A 24,353-nucleotide genomic window follows, 5' to 3' on the forward strand; every position below is an offset into this window, starting at 1 on the left:
TAAGGGGGTGAAGGGATGTCTTTCGCTTCGGAAACGAAAAAAGAATTGACGAATTTAGACGTGAAATCATGCTGTATTCACTCAGAGCTCTCCGCCCTTATTAGGATGAATGGTTCTCTTTCCTTTTCCAACCGTAAGTTAATTGTAGATATTCAAACGGAAAATGCAGCCATTGCCCGTCGAATTTATACGTTAATTAAAAAATGCTATGACGTATCCGTTGAACTGCTTGTTCGAAAGAAAATGAGATTAAAAAAGAACAATGTTTATATAGTACGTTTGTCACAGCAAGCAAAGGAAATTCTCGAGGATATGAAAATCCTTGGTGAAGGATTTACCTTCATCCATGATATTTCAAGTGATTTGATAAAGAAGAAATGTTGTAAGCGTTCTTATTTGCGTGGTGCCTTTTTAGCAGGAGGTTCTGTGAATAATCCAGAAACATCCTCTTATCATTTGGAAATTGCTTCGCTTTATAAAGAACATAATGATTCTTTATGCGAATTAATGAATACATTTGGCCTGAATAGTAAAACGCTTGAGCGGAAAAAGGGCTATATTACTTACTTAAAAGAAGCGGAGAAGATTACCGAATTTCTTAATATTATAGGAGCTGTCAATGCCCTGTTGCGGTTCGAGGATGTTCGAATTGTACGAGATATGCGAAATTCTGTTAATCGACTCGTTAATTGTGAAACAGCGAACTTAAATAAAACAATTGGTGCCTCAATCAGGCAGGTTGAAAACATTCGTTATATTAATGACACTGTTGGTCTGCAGATTTTACCTGATAAATTAAGAGAAATTGCCGAACTTCGATTGAATTATACCGATGTAACACTGAAGGAACTAGGAGAGATGGTATCCGGTGGGACGATTAGTAAGTCAGGGATTAATCATCGATTAAGAAAAATTGATGAAATCGCAGAGAAATTACGTATGGGTGAAATAGTTACAAGAAAATAGAAAAGATACTTATAGGAGGATTATGTGATGGTGGAGAAACAGGTAGAAGTAAAGTTGAAAACAGGTCTTCAAGCACGCCCTGCTGCATTATTTGTACAGGAAGCAAATCGATTTTCAGCTGATATTTTTCTTGAGAAGGACGGGAAAAAAGTCAACGCAAAAAGTATTATGGGGTTAATGAGTTTGGCAATCGGCTCAGGAGTCGCTGTTAATATTATCGCAGTCGGTGATGATGAGGAAAATGCCATCGCAGCATTGTCTGATTTTGTTCAAAAGGACAATTAATATGAGGGTTTGGCTTAAATCGCCAAACCTTTTTATTTTCAATAGTCACAGCAGGACGGGCTGGAGTGACTGAAATATGAAAAAGAGAGGTAGTCCGGTCACAGCAGAAGGGCTGGAGTTACCGAAATGTGAAAAAGAGAGGTAGTCCGGTCACAGCAGAAGGGCTGGAGTGCCCGAAATATGAAAATGAGAGGTAATCCGGTCACAGCAGAAGGTCTGGTGTTAAAGATTTTGAACGGCTGCTGAATTTAAATAAAAAACAGCCGGATTTTAACCGGCTGCTCTAAACTTCTAATTATTTTTTCTTTTCTTCAAGATTGTTACGTGAGATGATGGTGTCGATGAGACCATATTCTTTAGCCCGTTCCGCAGTCATAAAATTATCGCGGTCTGTATCTTTTGAGATTACTTCTAGTGGTTGACCAGTACGTTCAGCTAAGATACCGTTTAATTTTTCACGAAGGAATAAAATGCGTTTAGCTGCAATTTCAATTTCAGTTGCCTGTCCTTGTGCACCGCCAAGTGGCTGATGAATCATAACTTCGGCGTTTGGAAGGGCAAAGCGCTTTCCTTTTTCACCAGCTGCTAGTAAGAATGCTCCCATAGAAGCAGCCATACCGATACAAACAGTAGATACTTGAGGTTTAATATATTGCATAGTATCATAAATGGCCATTCCAGCTGTAATGCTTCCGCCAGGGCTGTTGATATAAAGGGTAATATCCTTTTCTGGATTTTCCGCTTCAAGGAAAAGTAATTGGGCTACAATCGAGTTAGCTACATTATCGTCAATCGCACTGCCTAGCATGATGATGCGGTCTTTTAACAAACGTGAATAAATGTCATAGGCACGCTCGCCCCGGTTTGTTTGTTCGATGACTGTAGGGATCAAATTCATTTTTCTTCCTCCTTAAGGTATGAAAGATTTAATATGTATAGTTAATGATACACTGATGGTCAATTAAGGTCAAACATTTCGTTTTAAATTTGTTCGACAACTTTCCCTTCATCATCATAACCAAATGGAATGATTTTAAAACGTAAACGCTCTTGCAAAGATTCTTAAACTATCATATAATATTAAAGTCGCATACGATATATGCGCTCGTGGTGCAACGGATAGCACGTAAGATTCCGGTTCTTAAAATGGGGGTTCGATTCCCTCCGAGCGCGTCATCTAAAACCCTCTGTTCAAAGTAACAGGGGGTTTTTATTTTTTACCATACACCAATTCACTTCTATCATGTAAAATAGAGCAAGGGGGGATTGGAGAATGGAATTAAAAGCAGGTTTATGGCAGCAGCAAACGTTAAAGTTAGTCATGACTCAGGAGCTGACGCAGGCGATTGCACTTTTACAGTATTCTACTCAAGAGTTGACTTCTTTTCTGGAAAATAAAGCGCTTGAAAATCCCCTATTGCAGGTCGAAAATAAAAATATTAAACCCATTAACCCGTTAATTGATCGTAATCGTCGGGGGAGAAAACAGACAAAAACGGAAAATGAGTGGATTGAGCAGATAGCGGCAAAGTCAGCCACGTTTGAGGAGCATTTAATCAGTCAGCTAAAAATCAATAGTTTTTCAGATGAGCAACTAAGGGTTATCAGGCATTTAATTGATAATCTGGATGAAAACGGTTACTTAGTTTGTCATTCGGATGAAATATCTGCTAGATTAGGTGTATCGGTGGATTTAGTGGAGGATTGTATTATTGTTATTCAAACGTTAGAACCAGCAGGGATAGGGGCTCGAAATCTACAGGAATGCTTATTAATCCAAGTGGAACGCGAAAATCTGGCGAATGGTTTAGCGATAACGATTCTTACGGATTACTTTATTCCCTTTGCCGAAAAGAAATGGAAGTCGATTGCCAAGGAGCTTCAGGTGTCGTTAAAGGAAATTCAAGAAGTTTTTGATCGAATGCAGCGATTAAATCCTCGTCCAGGTGCGTTATTTACGCATGAAGATACGTCGTACATTACTCCAGATGCGATTGTTGAACGGTCTGAGGAAGGACTAATCGTTCGAATTTGTGATGATTTTTTACCGAAGCTTCACTTTAATGATCAGTATTATCGTCAATTTACCACTAGCAAAGACCAGCAAACTGGCCGTTTTTTGCAGGAGAAAGTACAAGATTATCAGTGGATTATGAAAAGTATTGAACAAAGAAAAGAAACTCTTATTAGGGTTGTTTCGAAAATAGTTGATAAGCAGCCTGAGTTTTTTTATAAAGGGCCGAAATATTTAGCGCCAATGACAATGAAGGAAATTGCCGTCGAGTTGGAAATACATGAATCAACCGTTAGCCGTGCCGTGAAAGATAAATATGTCCAAACGCCAATTGGCACATTCGCATTAAAATCCTTTTTTACAAGTACGATTCAAACGACAGCAAATGAAAATACTTCTTCAAGTCAGGTGAAGAATACGATTGCGAGCTTAATTAAAAATGAAAATAAACAAAGCCCATTATCAGATCAGGAAATTGTCGAACGATTAAAGACAAGTGAAGGAATGGTGATTTCGAGGCGGACGGTTGCTAAATATCGTGATCAGCTTGGTATCCCATCTTCTTCAAAAAGAAAACGGTTTGATTGAAAGGAATAAACGATGTCTCAGCCAATAATCACGTTATATACAAGAAATCGCTGCTCATTATGCGATAAGGCAAAGAACTCAATCTTAGAGTTAAAACAACAGTGGGATTTTACACTGGAAGAAATCGATATTGAACAAAGTGATGAATTAACGGAGCTTTATGGAATCATGATCCCAGTGGTTCATATCGATGGGGAAGAGGTTGCTTTTGGAATTATTAACAAATTGGACATAAGTAACCGTTTACAAGAAAAAATCGAAAACATATAAGTTGAAATAGGTTTTTACTCCTGTTAAAATAAAAATTGTAGCAGGGGTGATTTTTTTTAGCGAAGGTGGGACATAATTTGTCTAGGGTGGACATTTTGTGACCAACTGCATATTATAAAAGGAGCATGGAATCATGCAATCATTTATTGATATCCAAAAAAGATTATTACCTGATCTCCTTCAAGTGTTACATAAACGATATTCTATCCTAAGGCATATCGGATTTATGCAGCCTGTTGGCAGAAGGAGTCTTGCTGCTAGCCTTGGATTGACTGAACGGGTTCTCAGAAGCGAGGTTGACTTTTTAAAGGATCAAAACCTCATTTACATCAATAATATTGGAATGAGTTTAACATCCGAAGGGAAGTATTTGCTTGAGGATTTGGAAGGTTTAATCCGGGAGTTAAAGGGCATTGACGTGATGGAGCTGGAATTGAAACACCGCCTGGGTATTCGTAAGGTTGTGATTGTTTCCGGTGATAGTGATGAATCCCCGATGGTAAAAAACGAACTTGGTAAGGCAAGTGCGCTTTGCATGAAAAAATATCTGACAGGGAAAAATATTATTGCTGTAACTGGCGGTTCCACGATGGCAGCTGTCGCTGAAGAGCTCACACCTGAACTTGGTAAAAAAGAATTACTCTTTGTACCAGCACGTGGTGGAATTGGCGAAGATGTACATAATCAAGCAAATACTATTAGCTCGATTATGTCGAAAAACACCCATTCTAAACATCGAGTTTTTTATGTTCCTGATCAGGTTAGTACAGAGATTTATCAGTCTCTAATTAAAGAGCCTGACATTCATGAGGTATTAAGCTTGATCAAATCGGCAAGCATGGTTCTTCATGGAATTGGGGATGCTATTACAATGGCTGAAAGAAGGAAATCACGGCCAGAGATCCTGCAAAAGTTAGAGGAAGATCATGCAGTAGGTGAGGCTTTTGGTTACTATTTTAATGAAGAAGGCGATATTGTCCACAAGGTACTAACCATTGGACTTCAATTGGAGGACCTTGAGCAGATTCCGAATGTGATCGCTGTAGCAGGTGGTCATTCTAAAGCAAAAGCAATTCGAGCTTATATGAAACAAGCACCCGCATCAACCATTTTGATCACCGATGAAGGCGCAGCAAGAAAGTTACTAAAAGGGTAAAACCTTTTTAAATAAAAATAACCTTTTTTTGAAAACAAGGAGGAAATTTATTATGACAGTAAAAGTTGGTATTAACGGATTTGGTCGTATTGGCCGTAACGTATTCCGCGCGGCATTAAATAGTTCAAATGTGGAAATTGTTGCAATTAACGATTTAACAGATGCAAATATGCTTGCACATCTACTTAAATATGATACTGTTCACGGAACTCTTCAAGAGGACGTTAAGGTTGATGGTGAATATTTAGTTGTTGGCGATTTTAAAGTAAAAGTTCTTGCTGAGCGCGATCCAGCTCAACTTGGATGGGGCGACCTTGGTGTTGAGGTAGTTGTTGAATCAACTGGCCGTTTCACAAAGCGTGAAGATGCAGCGAAACACCTTGAAGCAGGAGCTAAAAAGGTTATCATTTCTGCTCCAGCATCAAACGAAGATATCACAATTGTTATGGGTGTTAACGAAGATAAGTACGATGCAGCTAACCACCATGTATTATCTAACGCATCTTGTACAACAAACTGTCTTGCACCGTTTGCAAAAGTTCTTAACGACAACTTCGGAATTAGACGCGGTATGATGACAACTGTTCACTCATATACAAACGACCAACAAATCCTTGACTTACCACATAAGGACTACCGTCGTGCACGTGCAGCAGCAGAAAACATGATCCCTACTTCTACTGGTGCAGCGAAAGCAGTTTCTCTAGTTCTTCCTGAACTTAAAGGTAAGTTAAACGGTATGGCAATGCGTGTTCCAACTCCAAACGTTTCTGTAGTTGACTTAGTTGCTGAATTAGAAAAGAATGTAACTGCTGAAGAAATCAATGCAGCATTAAAAGCAGCGGCTGAAGGTCCATTAAAAGGAATTTTAGAATATACTGAACTTCCATTAGTGTCTAGCGACTACAATGGCAGCACAGCATCTTCTACAATCGATGCTTTATCAACAATGGTTATGGAAGGCAACATGGTAAAAGTATTATCTTGGTACGATAACGAAGTTGGTTACTCTAACCGTGTAGTTGACCTTGTTGATTACATCGCTTCAAAAGGACTTTAATCCTAATATTCATTATCATTTGGACACGATTGGCAAATTTACCATCGGACCGCTATAATGATAATTGGTGTTGAAAAGGGGAGCGGGGAAGATTCCCCCTCTCCTTTTTTTTGAGTTTTATCTACATTTAGGAGGCTCGTCACATGAATAAGAAATCATTAAAAGATGTTGATGTTAAAGGAAAACGCGTTTTTTGCCGTGTGGATTTTAACGTTCCAATGCAGGATGGGAAAATTACGGATGAAACAAGAATTCGCGCTGCACTTCCTACCATTCAATACTTAATCGATCAGGGTGCAAAAGTAATTTTAGCAAGTCATTTTGGACGTCCAAAAGGTAAAGTGGTTGAGGAAATGCGTTTAACTCCAGTTGGTGTAAAGCTTTCTGAACTCCTTGGTAAAGAAGTGAAAAAAGCGGATGAAGCGTATGGAGATTCTGTTAACGCACTAATTGAATCAATGAGTGAAGGCGATGTCCTTCTATTAGAAAATGTTCGTTTTTACCCAGGCGAAGAAAAGAACGATTCAGAACTTGCTAAAGCATTTGCTGAGCTGGCTGATGTATATGTTAACGATGCTTTCGGAGCAGCGCACCGTGCGCATGCTTCAACGGAAGGTATTGCTCACCATCTTCCTGCTGTGTCAGGTCTTTTAATGGAAAAAGAATTGGATGTATTAGGTAAAGCTCTATCCAATCCAGAGCGTCCGTTTACGGCCATCATTGGTGGTGCGAAAGTAAAAGACAAAATCGGTGTAATTGAAAATCTACTAGAAAAAGTAGACAACTTGATCATCGGCGGCGGTCTTGCTTATACATTTGTTAAAGCACAAGGACATGAAATTGGTAAGTCACTGCTTGAAGCGGATAAAATTGACTTGGCGAAATCGTTCATGGAAAAGGCAAAAGAAAAGGGAGTTAATTTCTATGTGCCAGTTGATGCGATTGTGGCAGATGATTTCTCTGCAGATGCTAACTCTAAGGCAGTAGCAATTAACGAAATTCCAGCTGACTGGGAAGCGCTTGATATTGGACCGAAAACGGCAGAGATTTATCGTGACGTGATTCAAAAATCGAAGTTGGTTATCTGGAATGGACCAATGGGAGTATTTGAAATCGATAAATTTGCTAATGGTACAAAAGCTATTGCCGAAGCGCTTGCTGAATCAAATGATACATATTCGGTAATTGGCGGCGGAGATTCTGCAGCAGCAGTAGAAAAGTTCAATTTAGCAGATAAAATGAGCCATATCTCAACAGGTGGCGGAGCATCATTAGAGTTCATGGAAGGTAAAGCACTTCCAGGCGTAGTTGCTTTGAATGATAAATAATTATAATTTTTAGGTAAGAAGGGTTGTGCTTTTCATGCGTAAACCGATTATTGCGGGTAACTGGAAAATGAACAAAACACTTGCGGAAGCAAAAAGCTTTGCGGAAGAAGTAAAAGGTCTTGTTCCTTATCACGATAAAATGGATTCTGTCATTTGTGCCCCAGCCTTATTTTTACAAAGCCTTGTCGAAGTAACGGAAGGTAGTGATGTGAAAATTGGTGCACAAAACATGCACTTTGAAGAAAGCGGTGCGTTTACAGGCGAAATTAGCCCGAAACCTCTTGCTGAGCTTGGCGTTCAATATGTGGTTATTGGTCATTCAGAGCGTCGTGAAATGTTTAATGAAACAGATGAATCCGTAAATAAAAAGACGCTTGCTGCGTTTAAATACAATTTAACTCCAATCGTTTGCTGTGGTGAAACATTAGAACAGCGTGAAAATGGCGAAACCATGGATTTAGTTGGTTCTCAGGTTCAAAAAGCACTAACAGGATTAACCGCTGATCAAGTAAAACAAACGGTCATCGCCTATGAACCAATTTGGGCAATCGGAACAGGTAAATCCTCTACTTCACAAGATGCGAATGAAGTATGTGCCCATATTCGTCAGGTTGTGGCACAGCAATTCAGCGAAGACGTTGCGAATGCGGTTAGAATTCAGTATGGCGGCAGTGTAAAACCAGAGAATATTAAAGAGTATATGGCACAGCCAGATATTGACGGAGCTTTAGTAGGTGGAGCAAGCCTTGAGCCTCGTTCATTCTTGCAGCTATTGGAGGCAGGAAGCTATGAGTAAGTCCCCCGTTGCCCTCATCATCCTTGATGGGTTTGGATGCAGGGACGAACACAAAGGGAATGCGGTTTTTCACGCGAAAAAACCAAATTTCGATCGGTATTGGGGCAGTTACCCCCATTCCCATTTAACAGCTTCCGGAGAGGCAGTGGGTCTTCCAGAAGGACAAATGGGTAACTCTGAGGTTGGACACTTGAATATCGGTGCTGGCCGCATTGTATACCAAAGCTTAACCCGTGTGAATATTGCGATTCGCGAAGGTGAATTTGAAAAAAATGAAACCATCTGCAGTGCGATGGAGCATGTTAAGAAAAACGGAACAAATTTACACTTATTCGGATTATTGTCCGATGGCGGTGTTCATAGCCATATTAATCATATGTTTTCGCTTTTAAAGATGGCAAAAGATGAAGGCGTTGAAAAGGTTTATATTCATGGATTCCTTGATGGACGTGATGTTGGTCCGAAAACGGCGACAACATATATTCAGCAGACTCTGGATAAAATGAAGGAGTATGGCGTTGGTGAATTTGCAACCATTTCAGGCCGTTACTATTCCATGGATCGTGACAAGCGTTGGGAACGTGTAGAGAAGTCTTACCGCTCTATGGTTTACGGTGAAGGACCAACTTACACAAATCCACTAGAGGTAGTAGAGGATTCGTACCAACATGGAATCTTTGACGAATTCGTAATTCCATCTGTGATAACGAAAGAAGATGGCTCACCAGTTGCAACAATCAAAGATAACGATGCCGTCATTTTCTATAACTTCCGTCCTGACCGGGCGATCCAAATTTCCAATACATTTACAAACGAAGACTTCCGTTCGTTTGACCGCGGTGAAAAGCATCCGAAAGATTTATTTTTCGTTTGTATGACACACTTCAGTGAATCGGTTGATGGATATGTGGCGTTTAAGCCGACAAATTTGGATAACACACTTGGTGAAGTTCTATCACAGAATGGGTTGAAGCAGTTAAGAATTGCTGAAACGGAAAAATATCCGCACGTTACCTTCTTTATGAGCGGTGGACGTGAGGACAAATTCCCTGGAGAGGAACGGATTTTAATCAACTCTCCAAAGGTTGCGACCTATGACCTTCAGCCGGAAATGAGTGCTTATGAAGTAACGGATGCTCTACTTGCTGAAATCAAGGCAGATAAATTTGACGCGATTATCTTAAACTTTGCTAATCCTGATATGGTTGGCCACTCAGGAATGCTGGAGCCAACAGTTAAAGCGATTGAAACCGTTGATGAGTGCTTAGGTAAAATTGTTGATTTAATCGTTGAAAAAGGCGGTACAGCGATTATTACCGCTGACCATGGTAATGCCGATGAAGTAATCACCCTTGAAGGTGAACCAATGACAGCTCACACAACGAATCCAGTACCAGTCATTGTGACGAAAAATGATGTAGAATTGCGTGATGGCGGTATATTAGGTGACTTGGCACCAACGATGCTGGATCTTTTAAAGGTACAGCAGCCAAGTGAAATGACAGGAAAAACATTATTAAAATAATTATTGATTTTAAAGGAGAGAAAAAAATGCCATTTATTGTTGATGTATACGCTCGTGAAGTATTAGATTCTCGTGGAAACCCTACTGTTGAAGTTGAAGTATTTACTGAATCAGGAGCATTTGGCCGCGCTTTAGTTCCAAGTGGAGCTTCTACTGGTGAGTATGAAGCAGTAGAACTTCGTGACGGAGATAAAGAACGTTACCTTGGAAAAGGTGTTTTAAAAGCAGTTGACAACGTTAACGAAATCATTGCTCCACATCTTGTTGGGGAAGAATTCAGCGTTCTTGATCAAGTTGGTATCGACCATGCTCTTATCGCTCTTGATGGAACAGAAAACAAAGGTAAATTAGGAGCTAACGCAATCCTTGGTGTATCAATGGCTGTTGCTCATGCTGCTGCAGATTATCTTGATGTTCCTTTATATCAATACCTTGGCGGCTTCAACTCTAAACAGCTTCCAGTACCAATGATGAACATCGTTAACGGTGGAGAGCACGCGGATAACAACGTTGATATCCAAGAATTCATGGTTATGCCTGTTGGTGCTCCAAACTTCCGTGAAGCACTTCGCATGGGAGCAGAAATTTTCCACAGCTTAAAATCAGTTCTTAAAGCAAAAGGTCTTAACACTGCTGTTGGTGATGAAGGCGGATTTGCTCCAAACTTAGGATCAAATGAAGAAGCTCTACAAACAATTGTAGAAGCAATTGAAAAAGCTGGCTATAAGCCAGGTGAAGAAGTATTCCTAGCAATGGATGCTGCATCTTCAGAATTCTATAACAAAGAAGATGGAAAGTATCATCTTGCTGGTGAAGGTGTTGTTAAGACATCTGCAGAAATGGTTGATTGGTACGAAGAGCTTTCTTCTAAATATCCAATTATCTCTATCGAAGACGGCTTAGATGAAAACGACTGGGAAGGTCACAAATTACTAACTGAACGTATTGGTAAAAAAGTTCAATTAGTAGGTGACGATTTATTCGTAACAAACACGAAGAAGCTTTCTGAAGGTATCGAAAATGGCGTAGGTAACTCAATCCTAATCAAAGTAAACCAAATCGGTACACTTACTGAAACATTTGATGCAATCGAAATGGCGAAGCGCGCAGGCTATACAGCTGTTATCTCTCACCGTTCTGGTGAAACAGAAGATAACACAATCGCTGATATCGCAGTTGCAACAAATGCTGGTCAAATCAAAACTGGTGCTCCTTCACGTACAGACCGTGTTGCGAAATACAACCAATTGCTTCGTATCGAAGATCAACTTGGTGAAACTGCTCAATACAATGGACTTAAGTCTTTCTATAACTTAAAGAAATAATCTTTTATTCTAAGGCACTCATTTTATGAATGAGTGCCTTTTTTTGGTAAAATACTCTTATAAAATAATTGGGGGTATTTACAATGAAACGATTATTGGATTGTACGACATCTGATTTTGAACAGATGAATGGCCAAGAGTTGAAGCAATCAATTTTGGCGTCAGAGGGTAGAACGATTGTGGCAGAAGTTATTGGAGCAGTGTCTCCATACTATCCTGCAGTAACAAATGCGGAAATGGCTGCAGCATTTGGTGCAGACTTAATTTTATTAAACTTTTTTGATGTCTTTAACCCTAGCTTTGAAGGTTTACCCGTAGATGACCCTGAAAGTATTGTTAAGACCTTAAAAAAACTAGTAGGGCGTCCGATTGGTCTTAATTTAGAACCAGTTGATTTGAGTGCAAAACAGGTTGAAGAATTGATAGAGCTACCATTAGGAAGAATGGCTTCTGAAAAATCACTTCAAAAGGCTAAGGAATTAGGCTTCGATTTTGTATGTTTAACCGGGAATCCCAAAACGGGTGTCTCAAATACCGAAATTACCAAAGCAATCGAGATTGCCAGAGGTGTGTTTGGTGAGAATGGGTTAATCATTGCGGGGAAAATGCACAGTGCCGGGGTTGCTGGCGAAGTGGGCAGCAGTTTGATGTCAATCGAAACGCTGCACCATTTCATAGAAGCAGGAGCTGATATTATCCTGATTCCTTCTCCAGGAACAGTTCCTGGCTTTACGGTGGAAAAAACCTCTAAGCTGGTAGATGCAGTTCATGAAAAAGGGGCACTGGCGATTCTTACAACTGGGACAAGTCAGGAAGGGTCTGATGACTACACCATTAAACAAATTGCCCTAAATAGTAAAATGGCAGGGGCTGATTTGTTCCATATTGGTGATGCAGGCGCAGCTGGGATGGCGATTCCTGAAAACATAACGGCCTATTCCATTGTCGTGAGAGGTAAACGTCATACATACGTTAGGATGGCTTCTTCCGTGTTAAGGTAGATCTCTTGGAACTGTCACAATAACGAGTATTGTTAAAAGGACGATAATATGGTAAATTTAAAATACTGTGAAATGTACGACCCTATCAGGAGGTGGCCTTCATGCATGCATTCGTTGTTACATTATTAGTCATCGTAAGTATTGGACTTATTCTTGTTGTCTTGCTTCAATCAGGTAAAAGTGCTGGATTATCTGGTGCCATTTCAGGTGGTGCGGAATCCCTTTTTGGTAAGCAAAAAGCGCGCGGACTTGATTTGATTCTTCATCGTATAACGATCGTTCTATCAGTACTTTTCATTTTACTAGCGATCGCGGTTGCATACTTTGAAGTTTAATAAAGAATGCTAGAAACCTGGTCTAATGGCCGGGTTTTTTTGTGTTTATTAAGGTTAGTACTGCTTTTTGTAAAAGGTGGGCAGAAAATTGTAAAAGTCGGTCCGGGAATTGTAAAAGGCACGCAGAAAATTGTAAAAGCTGATCAAGCCTTTTTTCTGGAATGTTCCCGTTTGCTTTGCTAAAACTAAGAATAGCAACTATTGATTTGAAGGAGTTTTTTAAATGAAAATTGCAATGCCAAAGCCATTTACTTTTGAAGGAGGTAAACGGGCAGTACTTTTATTACATGGTTTTACAGGTAATTCGGCAGATGTCCGGATGCTGGGCCGCTTCCTCGAAAAAAAAGGCTATACCTGTCATGCACCTCATTACAAAGGGCATGGAGTACCACCAGAAGAGCTGGTTCACACAGGTCCTGAAGATTGGTGGCAGGACGTCATCAATGGCTACAATTTTTTGAAAAATAAAGGACATGAAGAAATTGCGGTGGCAGGGCTTTCCTTAGGTGGGGTATTTTCCTTGAAATTGGGTTACACTGTACCTATAAAAGGGATTGTACCTATGTGTGCGCCTATGTATATAAAAAGTGAAGAGGTCATGTACCAAGGAATTCTAGATTATGCACGCGAATATAAGAATCGTGAAGGAAAATCGGATGAGCAAATCGAAATGGAAATGAATGAGTTCCAAAAAACACCGATGAATACTTTAAAGGCGCTTCAGGGATTAATTGCCGATGTTCGCAATCATGTCGACATGATCTATGCTCCAACTTTTGTCGTTCAGGCGCGGCATGACAGTATGATTAACACAGATAGTGCCAATATTATTTACAATGAAGTGGAATCTGAAATGAAGGAAATAAAATGGTACGAGGAATCAGGACATGTGATCACGCTCGATAAAGAACGTGAGCAGCTTCACGAAGATGTATACGCCTTTTTAGAAAAACTAGATTGGCATGACTAACCCTGTTAGGAGGGATTAATTTGGAAGAAAACATTCAAAAGCATATAGAAAGGCTTTTGCAATATATGAAAGATGAGGCATATAAGCCTTTAACAGTACAAGAACTGGAAGAGGCTTTTGGTATTGCTGATTCGAGTGATTTTAAAGAGTTTGTGAAAGCTCTTGTGCAAATGGAGGAAAAAGGATTAGTTGTCCGAACCCGTAGTAATCGCTACGGCTTACCACAAAAAATGAACTTAATTCGTGGGAAATTAACGGGTCATGCGAAAGGTTTTGCGTTTGTGATCCCAGATGAGCCAGGAATGGATGATATTTTTATTCCACCGAATGAGACGAACACGGCAATGCATGGAGATATTGTTTTAGCGCGGATTTCCTCTGAAACATCTGGACAGCGTCGTGAAGGCAGTATTATCCGCATTCTTGAACGCGGAGTCCAGCAAATTGTCGGAACGTACGTAGAAAGCAAAAGTTTTGGCTTTGTGATTCCTGATGATAAAAAGTTTGCTGGTGATATTTTTATCCCGAAGTCAGCATCCAAAGGGGCAGTTGAGGGCCATAAGGTAGTAGTTAAGCTAACTACCTATCCTGAGGGAAGGAAGAGTGCTGAGGGTGAAGTCATCCAGGTTCTTGGCCATAAAAATGATCCAGGAGTAGACATTCTTTCCATCATACATAAGCATGGTCTACCAATGTCCTTTCCAGAGGACGTGCTGAAACAGGCAAACGAAACTCCGGATACGATTGATGAGAGTGAATTGGTCAACCGCCGTGATTTAAGAAACGAAGTGATCGTAACGATTGACGGTGCTGATGCCAAAGACCTTGATGATGCGGTAACCGTTAAAAAGCTTGAGAATGGAAACTACAAGCTTGGGGTTCATATTGCCGATGTCAGCTATTATGTGAAAGAAGGAACTCCGATTGATGCGGAGGCGGAAGATCGGGCAACAAGTGTCTATTTAGTAGACCGAGTTATTCCAATGATCCCGCACCGCCTTTCGAACGGAATTTGCTCCTTAAATCCGAAGGTTGACCGTTTGGTGTTGTCCTGTGATATGGAGATTAACTCAGAAGGTCAAGTGGTTCATCATGAAATTTTTCAAAGTGTGATTAAAACAACTGAACGAATGACTTATCATGATGTTAACCTGATTCTTGTTGATCAAGATGAAGAAACTCGTTCACGGTATGAACCGCTTGTGCCGATGTTTGAAATGATGGAAGAGCTTGCTGCTATTTTACGAAATAAAAGAATGAAGCGTGGAGCGATTGACTTTGATTTCAAAGAATCCAAGGTTTTGGTGGATGAAGAAAGCAAACCGCTTGATGTCGTTCTCCGCGAACGGTCAGTAGCGGAGAGGCTGATTGAAGAATTCATGCTTGCTGCTAATGAAACAGTCGCTGAGCATTTCCACTGGATGGAAGTTCCGTTTATTTACCGTATTCATGAGGATCCAAAAGAGGATAAACTGCGGAAGTTTTTCGAGTTTATCACGAATTTCGGATATATTGTAAAGGGAACAGCGAATGAGGTGCATCCAAGAGCCCTGCAGGAAATTATCGAAGAGGTTCAAGGTAAACCAGAGGAAATGGTGGTTTCCACCGTTATGCTTCGCTCGATGCAGCAGGCAAAATACGATCCTGAAAGCTTAGGTCATTTCGGATTGTCGACCGAGTTTTATACTCATTTCACGTCACCGATCCGACGTTATCCAGATACGATCGTTCACCGGTTAATTCGGACATATTTAATAGAAGGTAAACTGGATGAAACGACAAGGGAGAAATGGAATGCCCGATTGCCGGAAATTGCTCAGCACGCTTCGAAAATGGAGCGCCGTGCTGTTGACGCCGAGCGGGAAACAGATGAACTGAAGAAAGCCGAGTATATGGAAGATAAAATTGGCGTTGAGTATGATGGCATCATCAGCTCAGTCACCAATTTTGGAATGTTTGTCGAGCTTCCGAATACGATTGAAGGTCTTGTCCATGTCAGTTATATGACGGATGATTATTACCGCTTTGACGAGCGTCATTATGCGATGATTGGCGAGCGGACTGGAAATGTGTTCCGGATTGGCGATGAAATTACCGTACGAGTTGTCAAAGTTAATAAGGATGAACGTTCGATTGATTTTGAAATTGTCGGTATGAAGGGTACACCGCGTCGTGAACGGTCGGAAACACCGAAAGTATTTAAAACCGGTAGTGATGTGAAAAAGCCGCGCCGCAACAAACAGAATGATGACCGGAATCAAAAATCAGATGGTGGAAATGGTGCCGGTGGTGGAAAAACACGCAAGAAACGTAAATTCTACGAGAATGTACCAAAAAATAAGAGTACGAAGAGGAAAAAGCGAAGATAGGATAGTGGATCTTTTTGAATAAAGCCTTTATAATGCCCAGAATCATGGATTGGATAGATTTTCGGGCATTATGAGGGCTTTATAATACCCGAAACCATGGTGGGGGAAGGATTTCGGTCACTATGAAGGGTTTATAATGCCCGAAACCATGATGGGGGAAGGATTTCGGTCACTATGAAGGGTTTATAATGCCCGAAACCATGGTGGGGGAAGGATTCGGTCACTATGAAGGGTTTATAATGCCCGAAACCATGGTGGGGGAAGGATTTCGGTCACTATGAAGGGTTTATAATGCCCGAAACCATGGTGGGGGAAGGATTTCGGTCACTATGAAGGGTTTATAATGCCCGGAACCATGGTGGTGAAAGGATTTCGGTCACTATGAAGGGTTTATAATGCCCGGAACCATGGTGGTGAATGAGTTTCTGACACATAGAATCTTTATACGTGCCCGAGCAAGCTCAAACTTGAGGATATTGGTCACGTAGATTCGTTATACGTGCCCGTGCAAGCTCAAATTCGAAGATATCGGTCACCTAGAGTCGTTATACGTGCCCGTGCAAGTTCAAATTCGAAGATATCGGTCACGTAGAAGCGTTATACGTGCCCGTGAAAGCTCATATTCCAACATACCAGTCGCGTAGACTCACTTTCCATTAGCCGACACTAAGCATTAACCTTTGCGCTCTCCTTACAATTGTTATGATTCGTCTTTTCTGCTAAAATGAACCCATAACGAGGTGAGAGACATGCCAAAAGGTGAAGGGAAAGTGGTTGCCCAGAATAAAAAGGCATACCATGATTATTATATTGAAGAAACGTATGAAGCAGGAATGGTTCTTCAAGGAACAGAAATCAAATCGATTCGCGCTGGTAAAGTGAATCTTAAGGATTCCTATGCAAGAATCCAAAATGGCGAGATGTATTTGCTGAATATGCATGTAAGTCCATATGAACAAGGAAATCGGTACAATCATGATCCACTAAGACAGCGAAAGCTCCTTCTTCATAAAAGAGAAATCGATAAGCTGTTTGGTGAAACAAGAGAAGCTGGCTATGCACTTGTTCCTTTAAAGATTTATCTAAAAAATGGTTTTGCCAAAGTATTGATCGGCTTAGCAAAGGGTAAAAAGAATTATGATAAGCGTGAAGTATTGAAGCAAAAAGAAGCGAAGCGTGATATCGAACGAGCATTCCGCGAAAGACAAAAAATGTAGCTTACAAATACTTACAATTGCAAAACACCGCAAGTATGTTATAATAAATTTGTCGCTAAGGAGCGATGACTTAACGCTCAAACTATTGTAGAGCTTCCGACGTCTGTTGCTAGAATCTTTAACTAGATTTAGCGCATTTTATCATGGGGACGCTACGGATTCGACAGGGGTAGTTCGAGCTTGGGTTGCGAGTCGAGGGGATCGGCCTCGTTAAAACGTCAACGCCTATAACTGGCAAAACTAACAACAACTTAGCTTTCGCAGCTTAATACTGCATAGCTGTTCGCCCCTCCATCGCCTATGTGGTAGGGTAGCGGACTCACTCTTAGTAGGCTACGCCGGAGTCCACCGTCTGAGGGCGAAGGAAGAGAACAACCAGACTAGCTGACCGGCCGCCTGTCGATAGGCAAAAGGCTCAGCGAATCACGAATATGTCGACTACACTCGTAGAAGCTTAAGTGCCGATATCTTTGGACGAGGGTTCGATTAGTAAATTAGTCGCCTTATGTGGTAACACATAAGTGAAAATTCGGCTTTATCGGTGAAACCTAAGTCGCTGAAAATTGCGATAAGGCAATGCCGAGCGGTATGTGGAGCAATCTAACAGCCGTGTATCGACTTATAGGCTGCCATTTCGAAATGGTAGTACTAGGATGCGAAACACTATCTGAATGGGTAAAAATTATGTTTCGCATAAGACGCCGAAGGACCTGAAGTGATCAGGTTCAAGATATAGTCAGTGCCATGACGAAAGCATGGAAACGCACGTCCCTCCGTCTCCACCATACATAGGTGGATAACAAGACTAGCATATAAATGCTGGTCTTTTTTATATTTCAAAAAAAGCCTCTTCAAATGCTATTTTTATCTCTACCATTTCCCTGTTGTACTTACCATTCCTAGGTCACACATTTTCATAATTATTTAATATCCATAAAGCTCGGTTCCTTTTTTTATCAAATCTTAGATAAGGGTAAGTTTGTTTTAATATGGATAACACTCTATCTTTTTTCTTAATATTTAATGTAAATGAGTATTTATGCCGTTCTGGCATATAGTTTTTTTTATTTATGATTGTTCCTCCTGTTAAGGATTGTATATAAACTAAAAGTTCTCTATCTGTAGAAGCTATCGTTACACATGGGCGACGATATTCATTTTCATGCATTCTAGTTAATGGAATTGAACCTTCACCATCAATTATTCCTGCGATATAAGAAGCCTCCCAGATTTCCACGTTTATACCTCCTTCATAAAATAAATTGAATCTCCAACGAGGAAACGTATGTTCTATTTTATTTTAATCTTTTTTGAAATCTCTTTCAATAGTGATAGGGATTTCTTTGAAAATAATGAAAACCTATTGCGTGCTTAATATTGAGAGTAAAAAATAACTAAATTTTAAAATTTAATTGACATTGATAATCATTATCATTTATTATCGAATCAACTAGTAAATGAAAACCATTATCATTTAGGGGGCAGGAATAAGTGAAAATACTAATTGGATATGTAAGTATGTCTGGAAATACAGAAGATATGGCAAATATTCTAAAGGAAGAACTTCTCGCAGCAGGTTGTGAGGTGGAAGTGGAAAGTCTTGAAACAACCCAAGCCAACAGAATTCTTGACTACGATTGTAGTTTCATTGGTGCTTATACCTGGGGAGATGGGGATCTTCCGTATGAAGCAGAGGATTTCTTTGAAGAATTGAATCACCTAAATTTAACTGGAGTTTATACAGCCTGTTTCGGGTCTGGTGATCATGATTATCCGCAATTCTGTGCAGCTGTCGATACATTTGCCACCCGCTTAAAAGAAAGAGGCAGCGATGTTTTTCCGGAATTGTTGAAAATAGAGCTTAATCCTGAAACGGAGGAACAAATAGCAGAGTGTCAGCAATTCGCTCAATCCGTATTGACATGGGTGATGGCCAAAAAGGAAATGGAACATGTTTGATCGAGGAGCAACGGCAGTTTTAGCTACTCGGGAGATTCCTTTCATGGTGGCAGTAAAGCAGGAAGGGATTTATTCCTTTGAAGATGGGGAATGGCTTCTCCAATATCGTATGTCAGAAAACATATACAAGCTGATAAATTTAGGAGCATATATTTTCGGAATTGGTGATTATGGCACGATTGTTCGATACAATCTCCAGGAAAATAAATGGACGCATACATCTTTTCCAACTCCGCAGCGGTTGTGGGATATAACGGGTAATCGTCATGGACTCGTAGTTACACATGGAGGTAGTAACCTTTATATCTCTAATAATTTTGGCTCTAATTGGCATATTATCAAGCCATTTAAATCTTTAGCCGTTCAGCCCGTCATCCGTTCCCTGCTCTATGATCATGACAGTATTTACATTGGAACGCAAATCAATAGGGAATACGGTGGCTTATGGAAATATAGCTTTAGCTCAAGGGAATTAAAGCTAATAAAAAAGGAAACACAAACGATGATTTCTTCGATTTACAAAGACGATGATGGATACATCTTTATCTCAAAAGGAGAATCCCGTTCAGGTAAAGGTTCAATTGAAATGCTATGCCCTTATCAGAATCGCTGGATTCCGTTCGATCAGCCTATTGTAGAAAAAAAGGCCTTTTTAGATCTATTTAGTGCAGAACGTAAGCTATATGCAACCACGAGTCATGATAAATATGGTTTTTCAAGAATCTATGAAGTGCAAAAAGATAGCATGTGCTTACATCCTATTGAAATTGTTGCTGGCCATGGATTTAGAGGGGCAGGCATTGAAAATCAACTATTTATCTGTTCACCGGTTGAAAGTAAATGGATCGTTAATAACTGTGGAGTCCCTAAACTTGTACATTGAATGGAGTGGAATCGGAATGAAGATTGGCGTTTTTTATGCAAGTATGTCGGGAAATACGGAAGCCATTGCGGATATCATCGCTGCTAAGCTTAGAGAACAAAATCACGAGGTCATTTTAGACGATATTCTTAGTATTCAATCAGCTACGGAATTATTAAACTATGATTTAACCTTCATCGGAATGTATACATGGGGAGATGGAGATTACCCAGACGAATGCCTTGATATTATTGAAGAAATCGAACAATTGGATCTCGAACAGCATCCTTTTGCGATTTTCGGTTCAGGAGATATGAGCTATCCGGAATTTTGCGGTGCCCTAAACCAACTCTATAAGCTTATTGAAGAGCAAGGGGGAACTATAGTTGGGGAGCCATTAAAAATAGAGTTTAACCCTGAGCCAAAGGATGAAGCAGACATCAAACAATTTGTGATAGAAGCATTAACCGTATATGAAAAAAGCTGTTAAATGAATTGATTTTTCATTCGATTTTAGAAAAAGAAACCGTAAGGAAAGGGAAACGATATCGTTTCCCTTTTTCTCTGTCTCACATACGATTATGCTGACAACAACACTGCCACGAACCTCAAGTTTTTCAATCCTATATCGCGACCAGCCCGTCTATTTGGTGGAATAACAGAAGTATCTATAATCTATCTTCACAGATAGAAATCGATTTTACTTTGACAGTCTCTATTTAACATGTTAATATGGCTATTAAATTCTAAAAATTTTAAAAAGTGAATAAAAAACCAACAGGTGCTGTGTAAAAGATTTACTCAGCTTAAAAGGGAAGTCCGGTGAAATTCCGGCACGGTCCCGCCACTGTAATGGGGAGCAACTTATTAATGACCACTGTTTCATAAGAAATGGGAAGGGATAAGTTGTGATGAACCTAAGTCAGGAGACCTGCCTGTTGTGTGCGCTTGTACTCTACGTGGATATAGGGAGGGGTGAAGAATACGTGTTGGGAAACTCTGCTTGTCTCAACTCTAGTTAACTATGCGTATGAATCTCTCTTTTCTACTTAGAAAAGGGAGATTTTTTGTTGAAGACGAAAATCTAAATAAACAAGGAGTGGAAAAGTTACATGAATACCGTAAAAAGCTCGAATTTAGGTTATCCAAGGATTGGTGAACAACGTCAGTGGAAAAAAGCGTTAGAAAAGTTATGGGCTGGTAAGCTAGATGAGGAAACCTTCCTAAGACATATGAAAGAGATTCGTTTGCATCATCTTCAGAAGCAAAAGGAAAAAGGGATTGATCTAATTCCTGTTGGCGATTTTACTTTTTATGATCATGTACTTGATACAGCTGTTATGTTTGGCCTCGTTCCAAAGAGATTTGGATGTAGAGGGGAGAAAGTTTCGTTAGAGACGTATTTTAATATCGCACGGGGAACGGGTGATGCAGTAGCAGCGGAAATGACGAAGTGGTTTAACACAAACTATCATTATATTGTTCCAGAGCTCGATGAAGCTGTGCCTGAATTACTGGAGAACCAACCGCTTCACTTATATAAAGAAGCGAAGCAAGAACTTGATATTAATGGTAAGCCTGTTATCTTAGGTCCGATTACATTTATAAAGCTATCAAAAGGTTATAAACAAAATGAATTAAAAACAGTTGTCGCTCAGTTTGTTCCACTTTATGCGACTATTCTACGCGAATTACAGAACGAAGGTGCAGAATGGGTGCAAATTGATGAACCAATTCTATCCACAACGATTTCCCAAGAAGATGTTTCACTGTTTCACGAAGTCTATCAACAATTGGCTGCCGCTGCTCCAAAACTAAAAGTGATAATACAAACTTATTTTGATAGTGTTGATCATTACGAAGAAGTGGTTTCAATCCCTGTGCATGGTATTGGACTTGATTTTGTTCATGATCATGGTCAGAATCTTGCTGCATTAAAAAAATATGGGTTCCCAAATGATAAAGTACTAGCTGCAGGTGTTATTGATGGACGTAATATTTGGCGTGCTAATCTAGCTGATAAGCTCTCTATTCTCGCTGAAATCACAGAGATTGTACCTAGAGATCGTTTTATTGTACAACCTTCATCTAGCTTATTACATGTGCCAGTAACGATTAAGAGTGAAGAAGCTCTTAATGCAGTTCTAAAAGATGCTCTTTCCTTTGCAGATGAAAAATTAACGGAAGTGGCTCAACTTGCAAAAGGCGTGCAGGACGGAAATGAGGCAATACGTGAAGAAATCACACAAAGTACAAACGCCATTCAAGCAATAAATGAATCATCTTTTCGAAACAATGCACAAGTACGAAGAGCCATTCAGGAGCTCCATACATACAGTGCTGATCGTTCAGCAGTATTTAATGACAGACAAAAAGTTCAGAGTTTGGCTTTTCAATTACCGCTTCTTCCAACCACAACGATTGGAAGCTTTCCTCAAACACAGGAGGTAAGAAAGCAGCGTTTAAATTGGCGTAAAGGCGAGATTACGGACAATGAATACGAGAATTATATAAAAGCAGAAATAAAAAAATGGATTGAAATTCAAGAAAACCTTCAGTTAGATGTATTTGTACATGGGGAATTCGAACGGACCGATATGGTTGAATATTTTGGTGAAAAATTAGCAGGATTTCAATTTACAAAATTCGGCTGGGTGCAGTCCTATGGATCACGATGTGTGAAGCCTCCGCTTATTTATGGTGATGTCGCTTATCGTTTACCCATGACAGTCAAGGAAACAGCATATGCTCAGTCGCTAACAACCAAGCCTGTAAAAGGGATGCTGACAGGTCCGATTACCATTTTAAACTGGTCGTTTGTTCGTGATGATATATCCCGCTTTGATGTAGCCAATCAAATTGCTCTTGCACTAAGAGAAGAAGTGGAACAATTAGAGGAAAATGGAATCCGAATGATTCAAGTGGATGAACCGGCTCTTCGTGAAGGGCTGCCCTTAAAGCGAGAACGATGGGAAAGTTATTTGAATGCTGCGGTATATGCTTTTAAACTTGCAACAGCCTCGGTACGAAATGAAACGCAAATTCATACCCATATGTGTTATTCGAACTTTGAGGATATTATTGAGGCCATTAATGGCTTAGATGCGGATGTGATTTCTATTGAAACATCAAGAAGTCATGGAGAATTCATTAACGCCTTTGAGCAACATACTTATAATAAAGGCATCGGACTTGGAGTATATGATATTCATAGTCCACGGGTGCCAAAGGTTGAAGAGTTGATAAAAAACATTGATCGGGCACTTCAAGTTCTCGATCCAAATTTATTCTGGATTAATCCAGATTGTGGCTTGAAAACGCGTGGTTTTGAAGAGACGGTTGCAGCACTTGAGACCATGGTTAAAGCTGCAGTACAAGTAAGAGAAAAACTTCTCGTGAAAAAAAGTTACTAGAGTTAAAGGGTTTTTTAGAATGAATCGGTCCTGGGATTGCCAGTCTTGCTCATCAGCCGAATGAATATGTAGAAGTCGATACTTTCTTAGAATCGATCCGTTATTATATGGCGCTGGCAATTGAATTTTTAGGTAGGCGCTAACCTAAAAAAAGCTGCCCTTTATCCTTTTTATAAGGAACAAAAGGGCAGCCTTTTCTTTTTTAATGAGGCATATTGTTCATGTTGTTCATATTATTCATATTTGTATTGGGCATTTGTGTTTGCATTTGTACTTGGCCTTGAGCTGGGGCAAAGGCGTTTAGTAATTGAGTCATATCCTGCTGTGCGAGTTGAGGTACCTGATAATAATGATGTTTGTTTTGATAGATGGAGAGTTCATAAGCCATTTCAATACAATTTGGGACAGAAGCAGCTAATACTCGGCGGACAACAGGGTTTGTTACTTCACAGGCAGCCATTGTCTTAGCCGTGGCGCCATTTTTGCAAGATGCCAGCATACAGCTTGAGATGAATTCATCAGAAATCTCCATAGTAGACTGCCACGGTTTTTTCGGTTGAGACGGCTTCATCCCATAGACGAAGTCATTCCCCTGGGTCATTTTATAGCTTGTTGTACGATGGGAAGGATCTTGTCCGGTTGTAAAGCTTTCTACGGTAATGTTGTATTCATCTTGCATAAATTGATATTGGCGGTCACCAATATCACGTAACTCTGGGTCTTTAATATGCTCCCTGAGTAACATATACTGATTCATCGTTCCAATTGCCGAGGAAAGTACCTCATGAACATCAAACAGTTCATGGCCGCCATGATTCATCTGCTGTGGCACATTTCCTGTATGCATATTTTGGTGAGTTGGTCCCTGTTGGTTTTGCATCATTTATATATTTCCTCCTCATGATTGTAGTCAT

The 24,353-nt window shown here is 40.1% G+C and carries 22 protein-coding genes, 1 tRNA gene, 1 other RNA gene and 1 riboswitch; of the genes, 21 read left to right on the plus strand and 3 right to left on the minus strand.

The window, feature by feature from the left end:
* The first annotated feature begins 15 nt into the window (after positions 1-15).
* The gene (gene whiA, locus ACWM35_RS19120) at positions 16-966 is read left to right on the plus strand and encodes a DNA-binding protein WhiA (protein WP_454820459.1); all 951 of its coding nucleotides are present in this window, start codon (positions 16-18) and stop codon (positions 964-966) included.
* 27 nt (positions 967-993) lie between these two features.
* A complete protein-coding gene (locus ACWM35_RS19125) occupies positions 994-1,251 on the plus strand; it encodes an HPr family phosphocarrier protein (RefSeq protein WP_454820460.1) in 258 nt (85 codons plus the stop codon).
* A 295-nt stretch (positions 1,252-1,546) separates the two neighbouring features.
* Here ACWM35_RS19125 and clpP read toward each other — a convergent pair whose 3' ends face one another.
* A complete protein-coding gene (gene clpP / locus ACWM35_RS19130) occupies positions 1,547-2,149 on the minus strand; it encodes an ATP-dependent Clp endopeptidase proteolytic subunit ClpP (protein ID WP_454820461.1) in 603 nt (200 codons plus the stop codon).
* 203 nt (positions 2,150-2,352) lie between these two features.
* Between clpP and ACWM35_RS19135 the strand changes: the two genes are divergently transcribed.
* From ACWM35_RS19135 to ssrA, 15 genes are all read left to right on the plus strand, one after another.
* Positions 2,353-2,424, plus strand: a tRNA-Arg gene (locus tag ACWM35_RS19135).
* 100 nt (positions 2,425-2,524) lie between these two features.
* The gene (gene rpoN / locus ACWM35_RS19140; protein WP_454820462.1) at positions 2,525-3,853 is read left to right on the plus strand and encodes an RNA polymerase factor sigma-54; all 1,329 of its coding nucleotides are present in this window, start codon (positions 2,525-2,527) and stop codon (positions 3,851-3,853) included.
* Between the two features lie 12 nt (positions 3,854-3,865).
* Complete coding sequence (locus ACWM35_RS19145) at positions 3,866-4,123, plus strand: glutaredoxin family protein (protein WP_454820463.1); 258 nt, start codon at positions 3,866-3,868, stop codon at positions 4,121-4,123.
* Positions 4,124-4,256: 133 nt separating this feature from the next.
* Positions 4,257-5,279, plus strand: a complete 1,023-nt coding sequence (locus tag ACWM35_RS19150) for a sugar-binding transcriptional regulator (protein WP_454820464.1) — start codon at positions 4,257-4,259, stop codon at positions 5,277-5,279.
* A 52-nt stretch (positions 5,280-5,331) separates the two neighbouring features.
* Positions 5,332-6,339, plus strand: a complete 1,008-nt coding sequence (gene gap / locus ACWM35_RS19155) for a type I glyceraldehyde-3-phosphate dehydrogenase (protein WP_454820465.1) — start codon at positions 5,332-5,334, stop codon at positions 6,337-6,339.
* Between the two features lie 143 nt (positions 6,340-6,482).
* The gene (locus ACWM35_RS19160) at positions 6,483-7,667 is read left to right on the plus strand and encodes a phosphoglycerate kinase (RefSeq protein ID WP_454820466.1); all 1,185 of its coding nucleotides are present in this window, start codon (positions 6,483-6,485) and stop codon (positions 7,665-7,667) included.
* Positions 7,668-7,701: 34 nt separating this feature from the next.
* Entirely contained in the window at positions 7,702-8,463 is a 762-nt protein-coding gene (tpiA, locus tag ACWM35_RS19165) for a triose-phosphate isomerase (RefSeq protein WP_454820467.1), read from the plus strand.
* Positions 8,456-9,988 (plus strand): 2,3-bisphosphoglycerate-independent phosphoglycerate mutase, encoded by a 1,533-nt coding sequence (gene gpmI / locus ACWM35_RS19170; protein ID WP_454820468.1) that lies wholly within the window; start codon positions 8,456-8,458, stop codon positions 9,986-9,988. Before tpiA ends, gpmI begins: the two co-directional genes overlap by 8 nt.
* Before the next feature lie 26 nt (positions 9,989-10,014).
* Entirely contained in the window at positions 10,015-11,313 is a 1,299-nt protein-coding gene (eno, locus tag ACWM35_RS19175) for a phosphopyruvate hydratase (protein WP_454820469.1), read from the plus strand.
* Positions 11,314-11,396: 83 nt separating this feature from the next.
* Positions 11,397-12,314, plus strand: a complete 918-nt coding sequence (locus tag ACWM35_RS19180) for a DUF7916 family protein (protein WP_454820471.1) — start codon at positions 11,397-11,399, stop codon at positions 12,312-12,314.
* 101 nt (positions 12,315-12,415) lie between these two features.
* Positions 12,416-12,649 (plus strand): preprotein translocase subunit SecG, encoded by a 234-nt coding sequence (secG, locus tag ACWM35_RS19185; RefSeq protein ID WP_454820472.1) that lies wholly within the window; start codon positions 12,416-12,418, stop codon positions 12,647-12,649.
* A gap of 223 nt (positions 12,650-12,872) precedes the next feature.
* Positions 12,873-13,619: an alpha/beta hydrolase gene (locus ACWM35_RS19190; protein WP_454820473.1), complete on the plus strand. Its 747-nt coding sequence runs from the start codon at positions 12,873-12,875 to the stop codon at positions 13,617-13,619.
* Between the two features lie 20 nt (positions 13,620-13,639).
* The gene (gene rnr / locus ACWM35_RS19195) at positions 13,640-15,988 is read left to right on the plus strand and encodes a ribonuclease R (RefSeq protein ID WP_454820474.1); all 2,349 of its coding nucleotides are present in this window, start codon (positions 13,640-13,642) and stop codon (positions 15,986-15,988) included.
* A 749-nt stretch (positions 15,989-16,737) separates the two neighbouring features.
* Positions 16,738-17,205, plus strand: a complete 468-nt coding sequence (smpB, locus tag ACWM35_RS19200) for an SsrA-binding protein SmpB (RefSeq protein ID WP_454820475.1) — start codon at positions 16,738-16,740, stop codon at positions 17,203-17,205.
* A gap of 153 nt (positions 17,206-17,358) precedes the next feature.
* Positions 17,359-17,694: a transfer-messenger RNA gene (gene ssrA, locus ACWM35_RS19205) on the plus strand.
* 415 nt (positions 17,695-18,109) lie between these two features.
* Here ssrA and ACWM35_RS19210 read toward each other — a convergent pair.
* Positions 18,110-18,442: an LAGLIDADG family homing endonuclease gene (locus ACWM35_RS19210; RefSeq protein ID WP_454820476.1), complete on the minus strand. Its 333-nt coding sequence runs from the start codon at positions 18,440-18,442 to the stop codon at positions 18,110-18,112.
* A 254-nt stretch (positions 18,443-18,696) separates the two neighbouring features.
* Between ACWM35_RS19210 and ACWM35_RS19215 the strand changes: the two genes are divergently transcribed.
* The 4 genes from ACWM35_RS19215 to metE all read left to right on the plus strand — a co-directional run bounded on the left by ACWM35_RS19215 (position 18,697) and on the right by metE (position 23,439).
* A complete protein-coding gene (locus ACWM35_RS19215; protein WP_454820477.1) occupies positions 18,697-19,164 on the plus strand; it encodes a flavodoxin in 468 nt (155 codons plus the stop codon).
* A complete protein-coding gene (locus tag ACWM35_RS19220) occupies positions 19,157-20,047 on the plus strand; it encodes a hypothetical protein (RefSeq protein WP_454820478.1) in 891 nt (296 codons plus the stop codon). The genes ACWM35_RS19215 and ACWM35_RS19220 overlap by 8 nt, the downstream gene beginning before the upstream one ends.
* Positions 20,037-20,516, plus strand: coding sequence for a flavodoxin (locus ACWM35_RS19225; RefSeq protein ID WP_454820479.1), 480 nt, complete (start codon positions 20,037-20,039; stop codon positions 20,514-20,516). The genes ACWM35_RS19220 and ACWM35_RS19225 overlap by 11 nt, the downstream gene beginning before the upstream one ends.
* Positions 20,517-20,788: 272 nt before the next feature.
* Positions 20,789-20,979, plus strand: a riboswitch (cobalamin riboswitch).
* Positions 20,980-21,138: 159 nt separating this feature from the next.
* On the plus strand, positions 21,139-23,439 hold the full coding sequence (metE, locus tag ACWM35_RS19230; RefSeq protein ID WP_454820480.1) for a 5-methyltetrahydropteroyltriglutamate--homocysteine S-methyltransferase: 2,301 nt from the start codon (positions 21,139-21,141) through the stop codon (positions 23,437-23,439).
* A 202-nt stretch (positions 23,440-23,641) separates the two neighbouring features.
* On the opposite strand, the gene ACWM35_RS19235 is transcribed toward metE, so the two are convergent.
* Positions 23,642-24,319: a spore coat protein gene (locus ACWM35_RS19235; RefSeq protein ID WP_454820569.1), complete on the minus strand. Its 678-nt coding sequence runs from the start codon at positions 24,317-24,319 to the stop codon at positions 23,642-23,644.
* Positions 24,320-24,353: the final 34 nt, after the last annotated feature.

This window comes from Neobacillus sp. K501 (genome assembly GCF_053749995.1).